Source organism: Methanoculleus oceani (genome assembly GCF_023702065.1).
GTDB lineage: Archaea > Halobacteriota > Methanomicrobia > Methanomicrobiales > Methanoculleaceae > Methanoculleus > Methanoculleus oceani.
The window spans coordinates 118,291-139,495 of record NZ_QFDM01000002.1 but is presented as its reverse complement, the minus strand read 5'-3'; the positions used below and the strand labels follow the sequence as shown (position 1 = coordinate 139,495).

The following is a 21,205-nucleotide window of genomic DNA, read 5'->3' as shown; positions in this document are numbered from 1 at the left end:
GCCTTCACCTTCTCCGGCCCCTCTTATCGTGCATCCCCGGCATGGCCTCCCGGATGGCGGCGAGCGTCTCCGGCAGGAGAGAGCCTTTCTTTCCGACGACGTCCTTCGTCCTGATGGTGGCGGCGTGTGCGGCGAGAGCGTAGCTCTCTGCAAAGAGGTCGAGCCCGCCGCGGGCGAAGTCGTCGAGCGAGAGCGGGACGGAAATTCCGTCGGTGGAGGGGCTGCTCGATACCGGGCAGATGAGCAGGTCTCTGCTCTCTTCTGCCGTAACGACGACCACCGGCCGCACCTTCCGTTCGCCGATACCCCCGATGCGGACGGAGGCTAAAACTACGTCGCCGCTGGCGTAGCGTCCCATGTGCATACAGGTTGACTCGATAAGCGATAAGAGAATTGATCCCGGGCCTGGGGTCCTGCTCGGGCCTTTATAGCAACAGGAGGAAGGAGGGTGCCCCCCGGACCCTCCGGTGCGCCGTTACAGCGCCTGTCCTTTAGCTTTTCCGTTGCCTTTCTGCTGCTCTTCACGGAACTCTTTCTGGTTCTTCACCTTCTCTTTCGCGTTCTCCTTCACCATGGCGGCCCAGGCGTAGCCGTCATCGTTCTCCCCTTTTTTGCCGTTACCCGGGTTGATCACGGAGACGGCACCGGTGCCGGCCACCGAGACGTTCCCTTCCTCCGTCACGGCGCTGCCGGTCACGGTCAGGTTGCCGTCGCCGGTGGCGAGGTCGAGGTCCTGCCGCCGGTACTTCAGGATGAGCGTGCCGCCGTCCTTCATGCAGAAGTTGACCTTCTCCGGCGTTGCGTTCCCGATTGCGAACTCCGAGGGGTCCGACACCGTCACGTTCGTGCGGTCGGCGCCGGCAAACCCGAGCCATTCCGCAAGGCTGACAAAGACGGTCATGACACCGTTGCTCTTCTGGTTCAGCGTCTTCGGGACGACCTTCACCTCCGCCTGCTGCGGGCTCACGGTCACGTTCAGGGTATCGCAGGCGACGGCGCCAGTGGCGTTGTTTGCGACCTTCACCGTGACGGCGTAGGTGCCGGCGGCGAGGTAGGTGTGGGTGGCCTGTATGGTGCCGTTATGCTCGTCGTCCTGCACGATCCCGGCATCCGTCGCTCCTGTGCTCCAGTCGATGGAAGCGGAGAGGTTCATCGCATCGAAGACATCGGTGTCGTTGCAGGTCGCGAGAATAGTGACCGGCTCCCCGGCAAGCACGGTGCGGTCGCTCCCTGCATCGACCGTGAGGGCGGCCTGCACGGCAGGAACCACCACGGCGAGGGCGATCAGCAGGGAGAAGATTCGGATTGTAGTGTCGCGTTTCATGAGTAACGTACCTCCGATACCTACTGGCCCTGCTCCCCTATTTGACCGCATTGAGCTTCCCGGTTCAATCGATCACCCGGGAAGTGGTGCGGGGACCGCCCCTATACCCGGAGCAGCCGGGCGTTGATCGCGACGATCACGGTGCTTGCGCTCATCAGCACCGCCCCAACGGCCGGAGTGAGGACGATACCGGCACCGATCAGCACGCCGGCGGCGAGCGGGATGGCGACGGCATTGTAGCCGGTCGCCCAGAGAAGGTTCTGAAACATCTTCCGGTAGGTCTTCCTTGCAAGGTCGATGACCGCCGCCGCGTCCCGCGGATCGCTCTTCACGAGGACGATGTCGGCGCTCTCGACAGCAACATCGGTCCCGGCCCCGATGGCGATGCCCACATCGGCCTGGACGAGCGCCGGGGCGTCGTTGATCCCGTCACCCACCATCGCCACCCGGTAGCGGCGCTGCACCTCCCGGATCTTTGCTGCCTTCTCGTGAGGCAGGACCCCGGCGAAGAACTCGTCGAGACCCAGTTCCCCCGCCACCCACGCGGCGACGTCACGGTTGTCCCCGGTCAGCATCATGCACCGGATGCCCATCGCTTTGAGCCGGCCGACCCCCTCCCGCGACTCCGGCCGGATGATGTCGGCGAGCGCGATCGCGCCGGTGAGCCGATCGTCCTCGAGCAGGAAGACGACGGTCTTGCCCTGCCGCTGGAGCGTTCCGACCCGCTCGTCCCCGGCCGCTATGCCCTGCTCTGCGAGATAGCCAGGACCGACCACCCGGACGGTCCGGCCGCCTGCCTTTCCCTCGACGCCGACTCCCGGGATCGCCCGGAAGTTTTCGAGCGGGAGCAGGGAAATGCCCCGTTCTTCCGCGCTCCGGACCACGCCCCGGGCGATCGGGTGCTCGGAATGTGCCTCCACCGATGCCGTCGCCCGGACCACGTCGTCTTCCGCGGCGCCGCCGAAGGCGAGGACATCCGTGACCCCGAATCTCCCCGTCGTCAGGGTGCCGGTCTTGTCGAAGACGACTGCTGTGAGGTCTTTTGCCCGCTCAAACGCGCTCCGATCGCGGATCAGGAACCCGGACCGGGCGGCAAGCGCCGTCGAGACCGCGACCACGAGCGGGACGGCAAGGCCGAGCGCGTGGGGGCAGGCGATGACCATCACGGTCGCGGCCCGCTCCACCGCAAATCCGGTACTCTCTCCGACGGCGAACCATACCGCAAACGTCACCGCACCGACCGAGAGGGCGATCGCCACCAGGAGGAACGCCGCCCGGTCTGCGAGGTCCTGGGTCCGGGACCGGCTCTCCTGCGCCCTGTGCACAAGGTCGATCACCTGGGCGAGGTAGGTCTCCGCACCCGTCTTTCTGACCTCGACGACGATCGAGCCTTCGCCGTTGATCGCCCCGCCTATGACCCCGTCACCCGGGCGCTTCTCCACCGGTTTCGACTCCCCGGTGAGCATCGCTTCGTTGACGCTCGTCGCACCCTCGACAACCACGCCGTCCACCGGGACCTTCTCCCCGGGCCGGACGAGGACCCGGTCGCCCGGTGCGAGCCGGTCCACGGGCACGTCCTCGGTGCCGGCGTCCCGGACGCGGTGCGCCTCTGAGGGCATGATCCGGACCAGCTCCTCGAGCGCCCTCGACGCCCCGAGGACCGAGCGCATCTCCACCCAGTGCCCGAGGAGCATGATGTCGATCAGGGTGGCGAGTTCCCAGAAGAACCCTTCCCCGCCGACGATACCGAGGACGACCGCCGAACTGTAGACGTAGGCGACGGTGATCGCGACGGCGATGAGCGTCATCATCCCGGGCATCCGGTCCCGGATCTCGCGCACGATGCCGGTGAGAAACGGCCAGCCGCCGTAGAGGTAGACGGCGGTCGCAAGAACAAGGAGGAGGTAATCCGAGCCCGGGAACACGATGACGATCCCGAGGAGCGCCTGGACCGGCGGAGAAAGGAGGAGGATCGGGACCGTCAGTATCGTCGAGACGATGAACCGCCGCCGGAAGTCCTCGAGGGCGTGGCGGTGTGTGCGATGGACGGGACGTCCTGAGCCCGGGGGCCGACTCCCCTCCGGCGGCGTCTTTCGGCCCGCCTCAGCTGGATGCGTATCAGGCTCTCGCCCGGCGTGCTCGTGATCGTGGTCCATCTCATCCCGTCCCCGCCGGTCCCTCTCCGGGGCCCAAAAGGTCGTCTTCGTCGGTCTCGCTCTGTATGCAGCGCTGCCGGAGCGCGCCCGGCGCCCGACGGCGACAGCCGTTCCGGCACGGGTGTATGTATCCGTCCATGGAGGTGATGCCGGTCTCACAGGACGTAAATATACCGGCTGCCCACCGGCGGGTGCGAGACGGCCGTCCGCGCGCACCCCCGGTAACGCCGGGGGCATGCATCCGTTGCCTCGCAGATGGCGATTGCCTGCCGGAGTAAATGGACAGATTTATAACTTCAGGGAAAGAGCATACTGCCCGTGCTCAAATGAACCTGCCCCCAAGGTAGATAGGATCCTCAAAATTCCTCTGAATTTTGGCTGGATTCATTTGGCGTGTGCAGGAACATTTTATCTGTCCCTGATGATGATACTCTTCCGAGAATAGAGGAAGGTGATTCCGGCCAATGCATGAATGCACACCCGCACACGGCGATAACCTCGCCCTCTCCGGCATCCTGGACGCGTTCGACGAGGGGCTGCTCATCATCAACCCCGACAACCGGGTGGCCTGCATCAACAAGCATCTCCGGCACCTCCTCGACATCGACCGGGACGCACTATGTGAGACCGATGCGGATCTGTTCGTCCGCCGGGCCCTGGTAACCCGTATCTGCGAGGAGTCGGGCAGGGCCGAGATCTTTTCGTTCCTCTCCGGCCGCTCCCGGGCTGCCGATGTCCTGTGCACGCTGCGGTCGCCCGGGAGCGGGGAGAAACGCGTCCGCTGCTTGTGCCGGGCTGTGCATGAAGGTCCGCTTCGCGGAAATCGGATCGTTCGTCTCTCTTTCGAATCATCCGACCTCCGGGGCGGTTCTGTTGCTGACGCCCCGATCCTCCCGGGACCGGTGCCCGGAAGGCCTGCGGATACCCCCAAACAGAGGCGGATAGAGGAGATCCTGCGGGAGAGCGAGGACAGGTACCGGTTCCTCGTCGAGAACCTCAACGAAGGCATCGGGCTGATCGACAGAGAGGGTGTCGCGGTCTTTGCCAACCAGAGAATGGCCGATATCGTCGGCTACCCGGTCACTGAGATCATAGGATTGCCGGTCTCCGCGCTCGTCGATGAGACGGGCGCCGGATGCCTTGGAGAGTATCTGCAGAACCTGGGCCGGAACATGCACGAAGTCTTTGAGATCGATCTGATCCGTAAAGACGGCGCCCGTGTCCATACGCTGATGGCGACCACCCCGATCGTCAACGCCGACGGCACCTGCCGGGGGTTCCTTGTGGGGGTTCAGGACATCACCCCCATGAAACGGATGGAGGCGCAACTCCGGGAGAGCGAGGAGAAGTATCGATCGCTTGTCGAACTCTCCGCCGAGGCGACCATGATCCACCGCGACGGGAAGATCATATTCATCAACCCCGCCGGCGTGAGGCTGCTCGGCGCTTCATGCCCGGAGGAGGTCCTCGGGAAAGCGATCCTCGATATCGTCCACCCCGACACCCGGAGCACCGTCGAGGCCTTCACCGCACGGGACCTGCAGGGGGAGCAGACGCCGCTCATCGAACTGCTGGTTGTCAGGGTTGACGGGACGACGGTCCCCATCGAGGGGAGGGGCACACGGACGTTCTTTGAGGGCCGGCCCGCGGTCCAGGTCGTTATACGGGACGTCACCCACCGGAAACTGGCGGAGGAGCAGCTGCAGGCACGGAACCGCCACCTCCTGCTGCTGAATCGGATCATCGCCACATCCGCATCGGCCCATCTGCCGGGAGAACTGCTGGAGACGGCACTCAACCAGACGCTCGACCTCCTCGGCTACGACGGCGGCGCTATCTACCGTCTCGATGCCGGACGGGGCGAGGCCACCCTCCAGTGCCGGCGGAACATGCCGGATGCGTACCTGGATCCGGCAGGGAACATCCTGGGAGTGTCGTTCGCCGACACCCTCGCCACCGGCCATCCCTGCTACCTTGAACAGGACCGGGCGCCGAACACCTCCGGGTCCCGCCTCCTCCGGGAACTCGGGCTTGCCGCACTCGCCTGCATCCCGCTCGTCGTCGAGTCCGATGTCGTCGGGGCGCTCCTCATCGGGAGCAGGGACCGGGGATCGTTCTCCCATGACGAGCGCGCGCTCCTCGAGGCGGTCGGCCGGGAGATCGGGGCCGGCATCATGCGGGGGATGCTCTACCGGAGGCTTGAGGTGGCAAACCGGGAGGCAAACCTCTACCTCGATATCCTTACGCACGATATCCGGAACGCCGACAACGTCGCAAACATTTATGCCGACATTCTCATCGACGAACTCGAGGGAGAGCCGGCCCGGCATGCCCGGAAATTGAAGGCCGGGATCAAGAAGAGTATCGAGATCACCGCGAACGTCGCCACTATCCGGAAGATCCACGAGAGTCGGGCAGGACTTACGCCTCTTGGCCTCCACGACGTGATCCGTGAGGAGATCGCCCACTTCCCCGACGCCCGTATCACCTACGGCGGGCCGGACGTGATGGTCCTCGCCGACGACCTCCTCCCCGAGGTCTTCACGAACCTCATCGGTAACGCCGCAAAGTACGGGGGAAAGTGTGTCGAGGTCACGGTTACGGTCGAGAGCCTGGATGAGGGGACCGTCATCGTCACGGTCGCCGACAACGGCCCCGGTATCCCGGAGGACGCGAAGGAGACCATCTTCTTCCGGTTCGAGCGGGAGGGCGGCAGGCGAGGAAGCCATGGTCTCGGCCTCTCGATCTGCCGGATGCTCACCGCACGCTACGGCGGCAGAATCTGGGTCGAGGACCGCGTCCCGGGCCACCCGGAGGAGGGTGCGGCGTTCCGGTTCACCCTCCGGAAGGCCGGGGGCGACAGGGGCCCGTAAGGTGCCGGGATCGTTCCAGGCGCATATCAGACGCAGATGATCGGATTTATTCCTCCCGTCGCAGAGATCAATAGCCATGCACAGGATTGTTCCTCTTCTCTTCACCTGCATGCTCCTCTCCGCCGGATGCCTCACCGCGAGCGAGTCTCCGGCAGAGGGGGGTGTCGTACTGATCGCCCCGGCGGACCCGGTCCCCATATTCGACGGCCGGGCGACGTATGCCGGGCTCGTCGGCGAGGAGACCCCGCAGATCCGGACGAACTACAGCATGGGTTACGTCGTCATCCCGCCGGGTAGCGCGACGTCCCCGCACCGGTTGATCGGGACGACGGAGCTCGTTTACGTGCTCGGAGGAGCGGCGGAGATCCGTTGCGACAGCGAGACGGTGACCGCCTGCGGAGGGGAGACCGTCCTCCTGCCGGAAGGGGTGCTGCAGTCGATAGCCTCGGTCGGGGATACCGATCTCCGCTACCTCACCGTGATCCAGCCGCCGTTTGCAGCCGCAATCGAGATCTCGGGGGACGGGCTTGACGTGGTCAGCGTGATGACGGATGCCGCGCCGATCGTCGTCGCCGATCCACGGAAAGGGATCGAGTGGGACCTTGAGTCCGGCGTGGCGGTCTATACCCTTATAAATCCGGTGCTGATGAACGAGACGGAGATCCCGATCGACTACAGTCTCGCGTATGCGGAGCTCCTGCCGGGCGGGTACCTCGGGTACGACGGAATCCGCGGCTCGTCCGACCTGATTTACGTGATCGAGGGTGAGATCGAGGTAACCACGCCCGACGGGGACGCTGTACTGGTTCCTGCCGGGAGTGCCGCTTACGTCCCGCCCGACCTGGTGAAGGAGACCCGGAACGCCGCTGACTCCGCAACGAAGATCCTCTCGTTCATCGACCCGGCGTGGACGCCGGAGAAGACCGTTCTCTTTGAATGAGAGTTTTCTTCTCTTTTTTTGCCAGGCTTCTTAACTGCCGGCATCCGGCCGGCCTATCCTGAGGGCGTTTGCGATGACCGCAAGCGAGAGTCCCATATCCCCGAACGCCACCGCCATCCAGAGGGAGACCAGGCCGAGGACGGCAAGCCCCGCAATGCCGAGTTTCACGATGATGGCCGCGACGACGTTCTGCCGGACGACCGAGACCGTCTTCTCCGAGAGGGCGACGAGGTAGGCGACCCGGGAGATGTCGTCCTCCATCACGACGATATCGGCAGCCTCGATCGCGACGTCCGACCCGATGGCCCCCATCGCGACCCCGACGTTCGCCCGGGCCAGCGCCGGCGCGTCGTTCACGCCGTCGCCGACCATCACCACGAGCCCGTAGCGGTCCATCAGCCGCTCGACCATCGCCACCTTCTCCTCCGGGAGGAGGCCGGCGTGGCACTCGTCGATCCCGATGCGGCGGGCCACCGCCTCTCCGACGCGCTCGTTGTCCCCGGTGAGCATCACCGTCCTGATACCCCGCGACCGAAGGTCGGCAACCGTCTCCGGGACATCCCCCCTGATGACGTCGGAGAGGGCAACCAGCCCGATGACCGCTGAATCGGTGCCGGCGAGGACGACGGTTTTTCCCTCCCGGAGAAGACGGTCGTACTCCACCCACCATGCTCCGCCGGGGAGTTCCGGGAAGAGCGCGGCGTTCCCGAGGAGATAGGTCGCACCGTCGATCTTCCCCCGGACACCCCTGCCGGTGATCGAGGCGAACTCCTCCACATCCTGGAGGACGGTCCCCTCCGCCTCCGCCCGCAGCCGGATCGCCTCCGCGATCGGGTGGCCGGAACGGGAATCGAGCGATGCGGCGACGGCCAGCACCTCCGCCTCCGGCACCCCGAAGGAGATCACGTCATCCACCTCGAGCCTTCCGGCCGTGAGCGTCCCGGTCTTGTCGAAGACGACGACCCGGGCAAGCCCCACGGCCTCAAGGGAGTCCCGGCCCTTGATGAGCACGCCGTTATGCGCCGCGGTCGTGATACCCGAGACCATCGAGACCGGGGTGGAGATGGCGAGCGCACAGGGGCAGGCGATGACGAGCAGGATCAGCGCCCGGTAGAACGCCTCGAGGAACGGGACGCCGAAGGCGAGCGGCGGGACCACGATGAGGAGGGCGGCGACGAGGATGACCGCCGGCGTGTAGTAGCGCGAGAACCGCTCGATGAACGCCTCGGTGGGGGAAGTGTGGGCCTGGGCCTCCGCGACCAGCGCCACCACCCGGGCTATGGTGCTCTCCTCTTCGGGCTTCGTCACCCGGACCTCGAGGTAGCCCTCCATGTTCCGGGTCCCGGCGTAGACGCCGTCCCCGACACCCTTTGCCACCGGGACACTCTCTCCCGTGATCGCCGCCTGATCGACCGAAGATGCGCCGGCAGTGACGATGCCGTCGAGCGGGACGGTGTCGCCCGGTCTCGCGATCACGGTCTCCCCGACGCCGACGTCTTCGACCGGGACGGTCACCTCCCCGCCGTCCCGCCGGACCCGGGCCGTCTGCGGCGCGATATCGAGAAGCGACGCTATGGAGCGCTCCGCCCTCCCGGCGGCGTACTCCTCCAGGAACTCGGCGATGGCGTAGAGGTAGAGCACGGTAGCCCCCTCTGCGGGGTTCCCGGTCAGGAACGCGCCCGCCGCCGCGATGGATATGAGCACGGCGATGCTGAACCGGAGCCGGATGAGGGCGAGGAACCCGGCCTTCAGGACTCCGTAACCGGATATGAACGCGGCGGCGAGCAGCAGGGCCGTTCCGGCGAGGGGGTACGGGGTGAAGTATCCGGCGAGTACCCCCGCGAGGAGGAGGACGCCCGCGACCAGAAAGACCGCGACCTCCCGGCGGCCGACGACCGGCCTGTGAATCTCGCAGATCCCGGCCCGGCAGCGGGGGCAGGACGGGCACTCCTCATGCTCCGTCACGGTTCGCCTCCGGCCGGAGTCTTTCGGGCGCAGGTCTCCATCATGGTATTCGATCTTGGCTACGTCCCACTTAAAGGATGGTCCGGGCGCACCCCCGGGCCCACCTCAGACGCGATCAATCCGACCAGGGAGTCACCCTTTCACCGAGCAGAAATGTTATGAAGAGATCGCCCCAAATGATCGAAAAGATTACCCTTTCCACATCATGCCCGGGTGCCGGCCAGCCGGCATACCCGACACCCCCCTGCCCCTCTGGAGGACCTTGACGATGCCTCCGCCAGACTTTACCACGATCCCCCCGGACAATCCCGACCGAATCGCCGACGAGACGGTTTCCTGCAGTATCTGGATCTGCCGGTCCGACGGTGTGGCACCTTACCTCCCGGACCCGTATCTCGACCTTCTGGGGACGACGCTCGAAGAGTTCCGGGACTCCGGGTGGGCGCGCTCCCTCCACCCGGAGGAGGCTGATGCTGTGCTTGCCCTATGGGAGCGCTGTGCCGCCGCCGGCACACCGTGGAGGTGCAGTTACCGCATCCGGGGTGCCGAAGGGGATTACCGCACCGTCGCGAGCAGCGGTGTCCCGGTCAGGGACGCTGGAGGCCGGGTCGTCCTCTGGGCCGGTGTCAGCCTCGACGTCACCGGCCTGGACGAACCCTGCGGGCAGGTGAGGGAACTCGCGACCCTCTCCGCAATCGCCCGGGCGATCGAGAGATACGGTGCTGATCCCGAAAAGGTCTTCCGGGAGACGGTCGACCTCCTGCCCCGCGGGTTTCGGAACCCGGGGGAGGTATCGGCGCGGGTCGTGCCCGGAACCGCTGCTCCGGGGCCCGGAAAGATCGTCGCCGGGATCCCGGCCGGGCACCTCGTGGTCGAGTGCCGGAGGGTTCCGAAGGAAGCCGTAGGGAACCGGGAGAACCCTCGGGGGACAGAAGACCCCTTCCTGCCGCAGGAGCGCGATCTCGTCCGCGTTGTCGCCGCGATGCTCGGGGCGGCCATCGCGCCGGGACGCACAGAGACCGCAACTCACGAGCGGCAGTACCGCCTCCTCTTTGACCAGATGCCGGACGCCGGGCTTCTCCTTGAGATACTCCGCGACGGCTCCGGGGACCCCGCCGGCTTCCGGGTCGTCCGGATCAACCGCAAGGCCGCCGAAAGCCTCGGGCGCCGCCGGGAAGAGGTTGTCGGAGAAGACCTCGTCACGGCCGTTCCGTCGATCACCCCTGCAGCGCTCGACCTCCTCTACCGGGTGGCGAGAACCGGGACGCCGGTGCATCGCGATGTCTCAAGTCCGGCGACCGGCGCCTGCTACGAACTGAAAGCATACCGGCCACAGTACGATCGGCTTGTTGCCATTGCAGAGAACGTCACGGACCGGCGCAGGGCGGAAGAGCTGCTCCAGAAGCAGCAGGTCGCTCTGGATACCCGGGTGAGGGAACTTGCGACGCTCTATGCCGTAAGCGGCATCGTCGAACGGCCGGGGATATCGGTCGAGGAGGTCCTGCAGGAGGTTGCCTCCATCCTCCCCGGCGGCTGGCTCCACCCGGAAGATGCTGCCGCCCGGATCACGGTCGACGGCCGGGAATACCGGTCGCCCGGGTTCTTCGAAACTCCCTTGAGGCAGGAGAGCCCGATCACTGTCCATGGCCGCATCACCGGGAAGGTGGAGGTCTGCTATCGTCACGGGCTGCCCGCTGATGGCGATGCGCCGTTCATGACCGATGAGCGCCGCCTGATCGATGCCGTTGCCGGGAGGCTCGGCCGGATCGTCGAGCGGATGCGGGCGACCGAAGCACTCGGGAAGAGCGAGGAGAAGTACCGCCATCTCTTCGAACAGATGCTCGAGAGTTACACCCTCTACGAGGTTGTCCGGGACGGCGATGGGAATCCCGTCGACTACCTTATCGTCGAGTTGAACGAGAAAGCAGCGGACGTCTTCGGCCGCAGCCGGGAGGAACTGGTCGGGCAACGGCTCTTCGATATCTTCCCGGCGATCACGAAGGGAGCCCGCGTCCTCTACGGGGAGGTCGCAGAGACCGGTGTTCCAATGCAGCGGCGGCTGCAGGAGCCCAGGACAGGGCGGTGGTACGACCTGCAGATCTACCGGCCGCAGGCCGGGCGGCTGGCCGTCACGGGACAGGATATCACCGAGCAGAAGAAGGCGGAACTCGCCCTCCGGGAGAGTGAGGAGAGGTTCCGGGGAATCTTCGAGCAGGCAGGGACCGGGATCGCGCTCATCGACCCGGAGGGGAGGATCATGGGAGCCAACCCGGCGTTCGTGCGTATGTTCGGCTACGACGAGGACGAACTGTCTGGCATGCAGTCCCGGGACCTGATCTATCCGCCTGATCGGGAGGAGGCCGGGGCTCTCCACCGGAGGGTGGCCCTGGGGGAGAGCACCCGCCGGGAGAAGCGCTACGTAACGAAGGACGGCAGGATCCTCTGGGGGCGGCTGACCACGTCCCTGCTCCGCGACTCCGGGGAGAGAGGGCTCGTCATCGCGATGGTGGAGGATATCACCGACTGGCGGAAGATGCAGAACGCCCTCGCGGAGAGCGAGGAGCGGTTCCGCGAGATCGCGCAGCGGAGTTTCGATATGCTCTACACCTGCTACTACGACCGGGGGATCACCTACATCTCCCCGGCCGTCGAGAGGATCCTCGGGTATACCCCGGAAGAGATGATCGGCGAACGGTGCAGTGACTACGTCCTCGACAGCACCCGTCCAGAATGGCAGGAGGCCAGGGCCCGGATTGCCCGGGGGGAGCCTGTCGAGGGGCTGGTGGTGGAGCTCCGCCGGAAGGACGGGACGGCCGCCGCCGTCGAGATGAACGAATCCCCGATCACGGAGGGCGGCCGCGTGGTGGGCGTCCAGATCGTCGGCCGGGACGTCTCGGACCGGAAGCACTACGAAGATATGCGGCTGCAGGCCTTCTACCAGATCGAGCAGAACATCGAGCAGTTTGCAATCCTCGCGGATCACATCCGCCTGCCCCTGCAGGTGATCCTCGGCATGGCCGACCTGGCCGACGACGCGCAGACGTCGGAGAAGATCCGGGAGCAGGTAGAGCGGATCAACGCGATCGTCAAACAGCTTGACGAGGGTTGGGTCGAATCCCGTGACATCCGGGAGTTCCTGCGGAGGAACGAACTGGTGTAGATCGTTTCGGCACGATCCCGATCGAACCATTCCCTCTTAATATCCCTTTATTGCTCTCTTTTATCTGAATAATGCACTATAAACGGTTTTTTCTGTCCGGTAAATTTATGTTGTCAGAGATATAATATACGGCGAATAAAAGTGGGCCGGCGAACCGGGCCGTGCGGCGGTGTTGAGTCCCGGAAGAGGTACCGGAAGCGGCCCGGCGCTCCCCGTCGTGTATTCGAAAGAACCGGACCCCGAACCATGCAGAACGACCCTCCACAGGCAGAACCGATCACCCATGCTATCTGGAGCAGCGCAGAGGATCGCACGGGGCCGGGCATCACGGAACCCGGCGTCCGGAGCCCGTTGATCGGCTTTACGGTGCTTCTCGCCGCTCTCGCAGCGACCGGCCTGTACAACTACCTCCTCTTCCACACGATCGCCGAACTCGTCGCCATCGCGATAGCAACAGCGGTCTTCATCGTGGCCTGGAACGCCCGGACGATGCGGGAGAACGGGTACCTGCTGGTCGCCGGCACCGGGCTCCTCTTCGTGGCCGGCATCGAACTGGTTCACACCCTTGCGTACGACGGGATGGGGATTTTCGCCGGCTACGACGCAAACCTCCCGACGCAGCTCTGGATCGCCTCCCGCTACCTCCTCGCCGGGACCCTTCTCGCCGCACCGCTCGTGCTCCGGAGAAACCCGGGCCCCCGCTGGGTCTTTACCGTGTTTTCAGGAGTTACCGTGCTCCTCCTCCTCTCGATCTTCGTCGTCCCGGTCTTCCCCGACTGCTACGTCGAGGGCGTCGGACTGACGGCGTTCAAGGTCTGGAGCGAGTACGCCATAGCGGTCATGCTCGCCCTCGGGGCCGTCGCCGTCTACCGGCTGCGGGATCACTTTTCGCCCCGGGTGGCGAGCCACCTGGTCGCGGCGGTCATGGTGATGATCGCGTCCGAACTCGTCTTCACGCTGTATATCAGCGTCTACGGGCTCTCGAACATGATCGGCCACCTCCTGATGGTGCTCTCCTTCGGGCTGATCTATATCGCGTTCGTCGAGACCGGGATCCGGCAGCCCTACGCGGTGCTCTTCACCGGTCTCGTGGCGAGCGAGGAGCGGCTCCGGCGGGAGAAGGACCGGCTCGGGCAGTACCTGGATATCGCCGGCGCTCTCTTCGTCGTCCTCGATAAGGACGGGCGCGTCGCCCTCATCAACCGTCGTGCGTCCGAGGTCCTCGGCTATCCGGCGGATGCGGTCGTGGGCGAGCCCTGGGTCGAGCGGTTCGTCCCCCCGGCGGTGCGGGAGCGTTATCGTGCGCTCTTTCTCGGGTTGATGCAGGGGGATATCGGGCCTGCGGAGTATGCGAGTGCACCGGTCCTCACCGCCGGCGGCGGCGAGCGGATCATCGCGTGGCACACCACCGTGCTCCGGGACAGAAACGGCGTCGTCTGCGGGACGCTCAGTTCCGGTGAGGACATCACCGAGCGGCAGCATGCCGAGGAGGCGCTCCGGCAGGCGAACGCCAAACTGAACCTTCTTGCGGGGATCACGCGCCACGACATCCTCAACCAGGTCACCGTCGCACGCGCCTACATCGACTTCGCCGGGGAAGACAGCGAGAATCCCGGGGTCCAGGCCTGCCTGGCGCGTTCCCGGGCCGCCGTGGACGAGATCCAGAAGCAGATCGAGTTCAGCCGGGACTACCAGGACATGGGGGTGAACGAACCCGGCTGGCAGAGGCCGGCGGACCTCATCGGGGAGAGCGTCTCGGAGCTCGCCCTCCCGGAAGGGGTCAGGGTCCGGGTTGATCTTGCGGGTCTGGAGGTCTACGCGGACCCGATGGTGAAGAAGGTCTTCTACAACCTCATCGACAACGCCGCCCGCCACGGCGGGAAGGTGACGGAGGTCCGGTTCTCGTACGAGAGAACCGGGCAGGACCTGGTGCTCCTCTGCGAGGACGACGGCAACGGCATTCCGGACGGCGAGAAGGAGGCAATCTTCCGCGAGACCTATAAGCGGCGGCACGGCCACGGGCTGTTCCTGGTCGCGGGGATTCTCGGGATCACGGGGATGATTATCAGGGAGACGGGGATCTTCGGGGAGGGGGCCCGGTTTGAGGTGAGGGTGTTGAATGGGGGGTGGCGGTTCGGGGACGAGGTAGATAAGGAGCGGGGACATCGGGCGGTTTTGGAGGCTGACGGCCGGATAACTTGATAAGAGACAAGTGTTTGTTTCCCGTGGAGAAAACCCTCCCGGATGTCTGCCGGCGGACGGCCCTGAGAATGCTGTGATAACGGTCTATCTCTAGTTCTCAGGGGTGCCGCCTTCCCTGCAGGACCGCAGAACGAAGTTTTATATCTGCTGCCGGTATGTGCATGGTATGCCCATACCGATAGCCGTCCCCTCTCCCGTGAGCAGGGCCGGCGGCAGTCTTTCAGCACTCTCTGCCCCGGCCGGTCGCACCCGGTTCCCGGGTCTCGCCGTGCCTGAGGCAGGGTCTGCCAGGTTCACCGGTTCGATGCTGCCAGCTGCCGGAAATACGGTGAATGGATCCTTCCGGAAAAGAAGGAATCCTGCAGGGGAAAGGTGGGCAGGAGTTGCGGACGAACACGCACTGAAGGACTGTTACTCCGTTTCTCCGCCAGTCCGTTAGCTCTTCAACCCGGGGACAGACCATGCAGACCGAAACCAACCAGCGTTTTGCCGCTCAGTTCCCCCGCAACCTCGCGGCGAACATTGCCTACTTCCTGGTCAACATCGTCATCGGCGTCCTCCTGGTCCCGTACTTCATCGACACACTCGGGGTCGCGGCCTACGGGCTCATTCCCCTCGCGACTTCGATCACCGGGTACGTGGCGATCGTCGTCCAGTCGCTCAACACCGCCGTCACCAGGTTTCTTACCGTCGACCTCCAGAGAGAGGACTATACCGCAGCGAACCGGACCTTCAACACTGCTCTCTTTGGACTTTCCGCGGTTCTTCTACTGATGGTCCCGGTCGTCCTCGCGGTCGCGTACTTTGCCCCGTCGATCTTCAACGTTCCGGCCGGGCAGGAGGCCGGTGCGGTCCTCCTCTTCCTTGGGGTCTCTGCCGCCCTGCTGATCCGGTTCTGGAGTGGGAACTTTACGGTCCAACTCTTTGCCTACAACCGCCTCGACCTCCAGAACCTCGTCAACCTCACAAACCTCACCGTCCAGGTCGGGCTGATCGTCCTCCTCTTCACCCTCTTCGGCCCGGACCTGTCCCTCATTGGCGGAGCGTACCTGGCCGGGGCGGTCGTGGCTTCTGTGGTCTCGATCGTTCTTGCCCGACGGGTCTGCCCGTACCTCCGGATCTCGATCAGCGCTTTTGACCGCACAAAGTTGAAGGAGATCAGCGGGATGGGGGGGTGGGTGGTCGTAGATCAGACTGGTTATCTGCTCCTCTCCCAGGTAGACCTCATCGTCGTGAACCTGCTCTTCGGGGCTCTTATGGCGGGTGAATACGCCATCGCTCTGCAATGGGTCATCCTTTTGCAGGCGATTGTAGGGATACTTGCCAGCGTTCTCACACCAACGATACTGGCCTATTATGCCCTGAAACAAACTGAGGCCCTGATTAAGATCACCCGAAGCGCCGTCAAACTGATGGGGCTTGCTCTGGCCCTCCCGACAGGCCTGATCTGTGGCTTCGCCCCCCAATTGCTCACCCTCTGGGTCGGGGCCGAGCATGCGAATCTTGCACCCCTGATGGTGCTCCTCACCGCCCATCTTGCAGTAAACATGAGTGTTCAACCGTTATTTTCGGTCAACGTCGCTTACAACAGAGTCAGGATTCCGGGCGTCATGACGATACTGCTTGGAACCGCAAACCTGATACTGGCGATAGCAGTACCTCTCGTGACCGGATGGGGGTATTACGGCGTCGCTGTGGCGGGGGTGCTCATCCTCACCTTCCGGCATATACTCTTTGTTCCCTGGTATGCAGGCAGAGTACTAAATGTTCGAATGACTACGTATATCAGATCCGTAGTCCCCGGAGCCCTTGCAGTGATGCTCATAGGGGGAGCGGCGGCAGGCATTGCTGCCACAACTTCCCTGTACTCGCCTATTATGCTGGCGGTCGCAGGAACTGGGATTATGCTTTTATATGGGGTCATATTACTGGGTTTTGGCCTTACTCCTTTTGAAAAACAATTGTTTGAATCATATTTGCCGCAAGGATGGAAACAATCCATAGGACTATTTGGCCTGATAACGAGGATCCGGTAACCTATATTCGGACCATTTATGAAATGCAGATTGAATTAACGGTCCTCCTAAAATTCATATGACCGGGTATACTCCTCCCGATTCTTCCCCGAAGGGTGAGAGCGGGGATTTTTTAGATGAGTGATGGATCGATATCCGGAATAAATCGGTGAAAGGGCAGATTAGGCTGTCCGAGTGCAGATTTATCCTCGAACTTCAGACTCTTTTGGGATGAGGCTGATAAGACCTTCCAGCCGTAGATCGGACTTCAGGCCACTTATCCGGTATAGCCAGTCATAGCAGGGCTATCATATATCTTGCTAAAGCCTGAGTTCGATATGTAAGCGTTTATGCCGAGATGTATGTAAAGTGCAACTTCCCCTCTCTTAAGAGTCTCACGACGCCATTTGGATCGTAAAATCTTTATCGATCCGTCATGATCGAATTTACCGGAAACCAGTGAATCGTCCAGAGTGAGTAACCGTTCCGGATCAATTGAGTAAGCATGGATATATATACTGCTGCTTGGATTCGTACAATAATAGAAATCCGAGGAAAGCCCATTTACTGCGTTTACAGCGAAAAATTCACTGGCTGCTATCTCCGACTGGGTATAGGCAAAAGTGGAGCCGATGGTGGGAGAAAGAATGTGGTTGTCAATGTTCGCCGGCGTGCTCATGATCAGCAAGATGCTCAAGACCACAATAGAACTGAAAACAAAGCCGTAGGTGTAAAGAGGCTTTTTAAATTTCCATGTCCCCACCAGGCAAATCGCGACCGCCAGCGGGATACTCAGGAGAATCTGAGCAAAGTACCACCACCGATGTTCAATCACAGTGTGCCCGGAGATGAGTGAGAAGAACCCGATTGCAAGGGGGGTCATTCCTACCCATGCCATAGCAAATGTTGAGTTACTCCTCTTTCGTGAGATCATGTAGAAGATACCGATGAACGAGACGGCAAAAAACAGGAACATCCCGAGGTTTTCGAACAGCTGCTCTCCAAGCGGGACAACTGCTGCATAACTCCGAAGTTCTTCGGGAGTCTTCACAAAAAAATCTATGCTGAATCCTGATTTGATAAGGTCAATTAATGTTCCTATGCAGTCCGAGGCATATGTCCACCAGGCAAGCATCGCTGTTGTAAAGATTATCGGGACCGATAGCGGAACGTAATTCTCTGCCTTCCCATAAAAGGACCGATAAAAGACTAGCGCACCCCAGGTGACGAAAAGAAGTATGGCCATGCATATAGCCGTAATGGTGTGTGTCAGAATGATAGGTGCTAACGCCATCGTACAGAGTATGGCGGATGCCAAGCGAGATCCCTCTTTAAATCTGGGCAGAAGCAGATAAAGGGCAACCGGGATAAATACGGCGGCGAAAGCGTTTGGGATGGACCAGTAGGACATGAAGATGTGATGGTTTGCGATCATCACCATGAGAGCAGCGAGCAATCCTATCCGGTGACTCTTGAATAAATAATTGGCAATAAGGAATACAAACACAGCGTTGCAGCCGATCTGCCCGAGACTCACCGATACCATCGCTGCAAACTTGTAGGGAAGGCCGGCAATGAGCGAGGTCGCAGCTATGATGAGATGGAAAAACGGTAGTTTCGAGTATTCATAACCCTCAGAGATAAAGCCTTCATTGACAATCCGGCCGGTGAAAGCAGAGTGATACCAGGGATCCACTCCGAGGAGACTTGGGAAGATCAGCAGTTGAGACCACGCGATGCTCACGCCCAGCAGCAGGATCTGGATGAGGATGAGGCCGGCATGTTGCCTGCCTGAGGTGAAGATCTCACAGGCAGTTATGCCCGCCATGAGCGCTGTCAGGATAAGGTAAATGAGGGGACGCTCATAGAGTTCCGGTCGGAAATGGACCGAGAGAACGCTCAGGGTGTAGAGCCCGAAAAAACAGGTCGCACATAAAATGGTCAGGGTTCGGGACTCCGGGATATGAAACTCGAAGGTATGGCTTTTCCGGATCGCCAACCATAAGAGGCAAGAGACGAGGGCCAGAACCCCGGTAAGCAGATAAACCACCCGGCCGAACTCCCTGCAGAGGTAGGCAATCAGGATCAATGAGAGAATAACTCCTGCAATGGCGAGCGTCTTATCCGGGTCCCGCAGGAGAAACGAGTTTTTAAACCCCATATTAGATCTCTTCGAGCACTGCTTTCCACCGGGCAGCTGTGGATTCAAAAGAGAAATTCTCCCCCACGAACCGCCTCCCATTCTCCGCGATCTGCTCCAGCTCCGGAGAGTTCAGCGCCCGCATCACGTTCTCTGCAATGCACTCCGGGGCGTTATTCTCCATAATAAATCCAGTTATCCCATCTACGATAATGTCCGGTATCGCCCCGACCGGCGTCGCGAGCACCGGGGTCCCGCAGGCCATCGCCTCGAGCATGATGTTCGGGAGCCCTTCAGTGTAAGAAGGGAGAACGAGGAGGCGCAGCTGATTCAGATAGTTGGGGAGGTCTTCGTGAGATATCCAGCCCGGGAGATTGGCGCGGGCGGCGACTCCCTCTTCCTGCAGGGTGGCCTCAATCATCTCTTTTAACTCCCCGTCACCACCGATGAGCACGCGGAGATCCTGCCGGTCGCCGAGGATAGCAGGAAGTGCCCGGGCAAAATCCCCGACGCCTTTCTCCCTGCTCAACCGGCCGATATAGCCGATGAGGGGGGGCCGGTTGGACAGAGGGGTGATGACGTTGAAGGCGTCGAAATTCAGGAAATGCTCGTGCGCAATGAGGACTTTGTGGCGATAATTCTCGAGGTCCCATTCGTTGATAAGACCCGGAGAATAAAGAATAACCTTATCTGACAGAGTATGGGTCAGGCGGAAGACTGCCTTTAGGACGAAGGAGAGGGGATCCTGGGAAGCCTCGGCAAGTCTAACCCCACCGTCGGCACGGAGCAACGCAGTACGCTTACAATACATCTTTGTGATGAGGAGAGGCAGGAGTAAGCCGGTCCCACCAAAGAAAAATATCCATTTATCGACGTATGGAGTTCTTTGAAGCACCAGATAGGAGACCCTGACCTGGGTGCATAGATACCTGAAAATCCTGGAGACAAGGAATTTTCCCGGTGTATGATCGGTTCCACTAACGTTAAACCGGGAATCTGCCCTGAAGAGAGTGTATCCATCATTTCCGGTAACCAGAGAGGTCTCTTCTGACCAAAGAACTATGATATCCATCAGGTTTGAGAGAGGCTGGTTGCCGGATTTATACATGGGAAAGGTAACTACGCCGATATTATGCTTATCCATATGGGTACCCTTTTCCTTCCGTCTAATCGATAGTTTAGCAACTGGATATCTGTCGTTCAATTGCACGCAACCCCTGATGACTTGGAAACGGTCACTTACTCAGACTTGCTGCCGGAACTTGTCTGAAATTGCACCCCGGAAGGTTTTCTTTCACGAGAAGCCACCTCGTGATAGACGGCGTGCATTCTTTTTGCGATCGTCGCCCAGGAGAGGTTTTCTTTCATAAATGCGTAAGCATTCTGCGCCATCTCATCACACGCTTGTTTGTCGTTCAAAACCGCGATAATTGCATCGGCAAGGGCTTTTTCATCTTTTGGAGGTATTATTATCCCTGTCTTGCCCTGCTCAACCACCTCTGCAATGCTGCCTACATCGGTCACAATAACCGGTTTTCGAAACGCGTATGCGATAGGGATGATCCCCGACTGTGAAGCATCGATATAGGGAAGTACAACTACAGTGGCTCTCTGAAAGAGGGGCGCGATGTCCTCATCCGGAATGTAGTCATTGTGCACTTCAAAAACAGATTTATATTTCCGATACTCTTCCATAGTTTCGTACTTCGAAAAATCCCCTCCTCCCGCAATGATCACATTCGCCTTCGGATGATGAGAACAAACGGCTGGAACCGCTTTAATCAAGTACCGTAAACCTTTATACTCTTTTATCGATCCGAAAAAGAGTATTGTTTCGCCATTAGATTCTATGCTCTCGTCACGCCATTTCGTATAGTAGGAGTAATCGCCGTGAGGAATTACGGCTATTTTTGCCTCGGGAATGCCTCTTGACAACAGTACATCCTTCAAATTCTTGCCATGGACAATTATCCTGCTGCTGATCGGTTCCAAGAGTGAGCGAGCGAAAGACCAATTTAATTTTACCAGAATATGTTCGCCTGCATGGGGAGCAGGGTCGTGCTCGGTTAGGATGATGGCAAACCTACGCCGGATAAGATAAAGGGTTATTGCAGCCAGTGCATCTTCAAACAATAAATGAATAACATCGGGTTTTTCAGAGCCGATTACTCTTAATAGTCTAAAGTAGGTTAGCGGATTGATAGTACTCAGTAACGCTCTTCCGTATGTCGGATGAAAATCAAACAGGATGAGTTTGACATTATTATCCGGATAGTGTGCCTCCTCATAGAGATACCGACTTGTTAAAACAACAACTTCATTATCCGTCTCGGAAAGGGCAGCCGCCAGTTGCGAGAGATACAACTGTGTGCCCCCCTTGCCGTTGAGTTGCATCAGTAAGACCTTCATAAGTGCTCCCTCACTGTAACG

At 61.2% G+C, this 21,205-nt stretch carries 12 protein-coding genes; 5 read left to right on the top strand and 7 right to left on the bottom strand.

Annotation, left to right across the window (positions count from 1 at the left end; translation table 11 throughout):
- Positions 1–4: 4 nt before the first annotated feature.
- The 3 genes from DIC75_RS05785 to DIC75_RS05775 all read right to left on the bottom strand — a co-directional run bounded on the left by DIC75_RS05785 (position 5) and on the right by DIC75_RS05775 (position 3,480).
- Positions 5–358 (bottom strand): type II toxin-antitoxin system PemK/MazF family toxin, encoded by a 354-nt coding sequence (locus DIC75_RS05785; protein WP_250987086.1) that lies wholly within the window; start codon positions 356–358, stop codon positions 5–7.
- A 117-nt stretch (positions 359–475) separates the two neighbouring features.
- On the bottom strand, positions 476–1,324 hold the full coding sequence (locus tag DIC75_RS05780) for a PKD domain-containing protein (protein WP_250987085.1): 849 nt from the start codon (positions 1,322–1,324) through the stop codon (positions 476–478).
- Positions 1,325–1,425: 101 nt separating this feature from the next.
- Positions 1,426–3,480, bottom strand: coding sequence for a copper-translocating P-type ATPase (locus tag DIC75_RS05775; RefSeq protein ID WP_250987084.1), 2,055 nt, complete (start codon positions 3,478–3,480; stop codon positions 1,426–1,428).
- A gap of 464 nt (positions 3,481–3,944) precedes the next feature.
- Between DIC75_RS05775 and DIC75_RS05770 the strand changes: the two genes are divergently transcribed.
- A complete protein-coding gene (locus DIC75_RS05770; RefSeq protein WP_250987083.1) occupies positions 3,945–6,353 on the top strand; it encodes a PAS domain S-box protein in 2,409 nt (802 codons plus the stop codon).
- Positions 6,354–6,429: 76 nt separating this feature from the next.
- On the top strand, positions 6,430–7,293 hold the full coding sequence (locus tag DIC75_RS05765) for a cupin domain-containing protein (RefSeq protein WP_250987082.1): 864 nt from the start codon (positions 6,430–6,432) through the stop codon (positions 7,291–7,293).
- 30 nt (positions 7,294–7,323) lie between these two features.
- Here the strand turns inward: DIC75_RS05765 and DIC75_RS05760 are convergent, their stop codons facing one another.
- Positions 7,324–9,258 carry a heavy metal translocating P-type ATPase gene (locus tag DIC75_RS05760; RefSeq protein WP_250987081.1) on the bottom strand — a complete coding sequence of 645 codons (1,935 nt, stop codon included), beginning with the start codon at positions 9,256–9,258 and terminating at the stop codon, positions 7,324–7,326.
- Positions 9,259–9,463: 205 nt separating this feature from the next.
- Between DIC75_RS05760 and DIC75_RS05755 the strand changes: the two genes are divergently transcribed.
- The 3 genes from DIC75_RS05755 (at position 9,464) to DIC75_RS05745 (ending at position 16,656) form a co-directional block, all read left to right on the top strand.
- Complete coding sequence (locus DIC75_RS05755) at positions 9,464–12,418, top strand: PAS domain S-box protein (RefSeq protein WP_284738409.1); 2,955 nt, start codon at positions 9,464–9,466, stop codon at positions 12,416–12,418.
- 246 nt (positions 12,419–12,664) lie between these two features.
- The gene (locus DIC75_RS05750) at positions 12,665–14,620 is read left to right on the top strand and encodes an MASE3 domain-containing protein (protein ID WP_250987079.1); all 1,956 of its coding nucleotides are present in this window, start codon (positions 12,665–12,667) and stop codon (positions 14,618–14,620) included.
- A gap of 461 nt (positions 14,621–15,081) precedes the next feature.
- Positions 15,082–16,656: an oligosaccharide flippase family protein gene (locus tag DIC75_RS05745; protein ID WP_250987078.1), complete on the top strand. Its 1,575-nt coding sequence runs from the start codon at positions 15,082–15,084 to the stop codon at positions 16,654–16,656.
- A gap of 256 nt (positions 16,657–16,912) precedes the next feature.
- On the opposite strand, the gene DIC75_RS05740 is transcribed toward DIC75_RS05745, so the two are convergent.
- The 3 genes from DIC75_RS05740 to DIC75_RS05730 all read right to left on the bottom strand — a co-directional run bounded on the left by DIC75_RS05740 (position 16,913) and on the right by DIC75_RS05730 (position 21,184).
- Positions 16,913–18,796 carry a hypothetical protein gene (locus tag DIC75_RS05740; protein WP_250987077.1) on the bottom strand — a complete coding sequence of 628 codons (1,884 nt, stop codon included), beginning with the start codon at positions 18,794–18,796 and terminating at the stop codon, positions 16,913–16,915.
- Position 18,797: 1 nt separating this feature from the next.
- Positions 18,798–19,919, bottom strand: coding sequence for a glycosyltransferase family 4 protein (locus tag DIC75_RS05735; RefSeq protein WP_250987076.1), 1,122 nt, complete (start codon positions 19,917–19,919; stop codon positions 18,798–18,800).
- A gap of 95 nt (positions 19,920–20,014) precedes the next feature.
- Positions 20,015–21,184, bottom strand: coding sequence for a glycosyltransferase family 4 protein (locus tag DIC75_RS05730; RefSeq protein WP_250987075.1), 1,170 nt, complete (start codon positions 21,182–21,184; stop codon positions 20,015–20,017).
- Positions 21,185–21,205: the final 21 nt, after the last annotated feature.

Coding starts and splice junctions, on each gene's coding strand:
- DIC75_RS05785 (WP_250987086.1), bottom strand. CDS start 358: ATGGGACGCTACGCCAGCGGCGACGTAGTTTTAGCCTCCGTCCGCATC.
- DIC75_RS05780 (WP_250987085.1), bottom strand. CDS start 1,324: ATGAAACGCGACACTACAATCCGAATCTTCTCCCTGCTGATCGCCCTC.
- DIC75_RS05775 (WP_250987084.1), bottom strand. CDS start 3,480: ATGGACCACGATCACGAGCACGCCGGGCGAGAGCCTGATACGCATCCA.
- DIC75_RS05770 (WP_250987083.1), top strand. CDS start 3,945: ATGCATGAATGCACACCCGCACACGGCGATAACCTCGCCCTCTCCGGC.
- DIC75_RS05765 (WP_250987082.1), top strand. CDS start 6,430: ATGCACAGGATTGTTCCTCTTCTCTTCACCTGCATGCTCCTCTCCGCC.
- DIC75_RS05755 (WP_284738409.1), top strand. CDS start 9,464: ATGCCCGGGTGCCGGCCAGCCGGCATACCCGACACCCCCCTGCCCCTC.
- DIC75_RS05750 (WP_250987079.1), top strand. CDS start 12,665: ATGCAGAACGACCCTCCACAGGCAGAACCGATCACCCATGCTATCTGG.
- DIC75_RS05745 (WP_250987078.1), top strand. CDS start 15,082: ATGCAGACCGAAACCAACCAGCGTTTTGCCGCTCAGTTCCCCCGCAAC.
- DIC75_RS05740 (WP_250987077.1), bottom strand. CDS start 18,796: ATGGGGTTTAAAAACTCGTTTCTCCTGCGGGACCCGGATAAGACGCTC.
- DIC75_RS05735 (WP_250987076.1), bottom strand. CDS start 19,919: ATGGATAAGCATAATATCGGCGTAGTTACCTTTCCCATGTATAAATCC.
- DIC75_RS05730 (WP_250987075.1), bottom strand. CDS start 21,184: ATGAAGGTCTTACTGATGCAACTCAACGGCAAGGGGGGCACACAGTTG.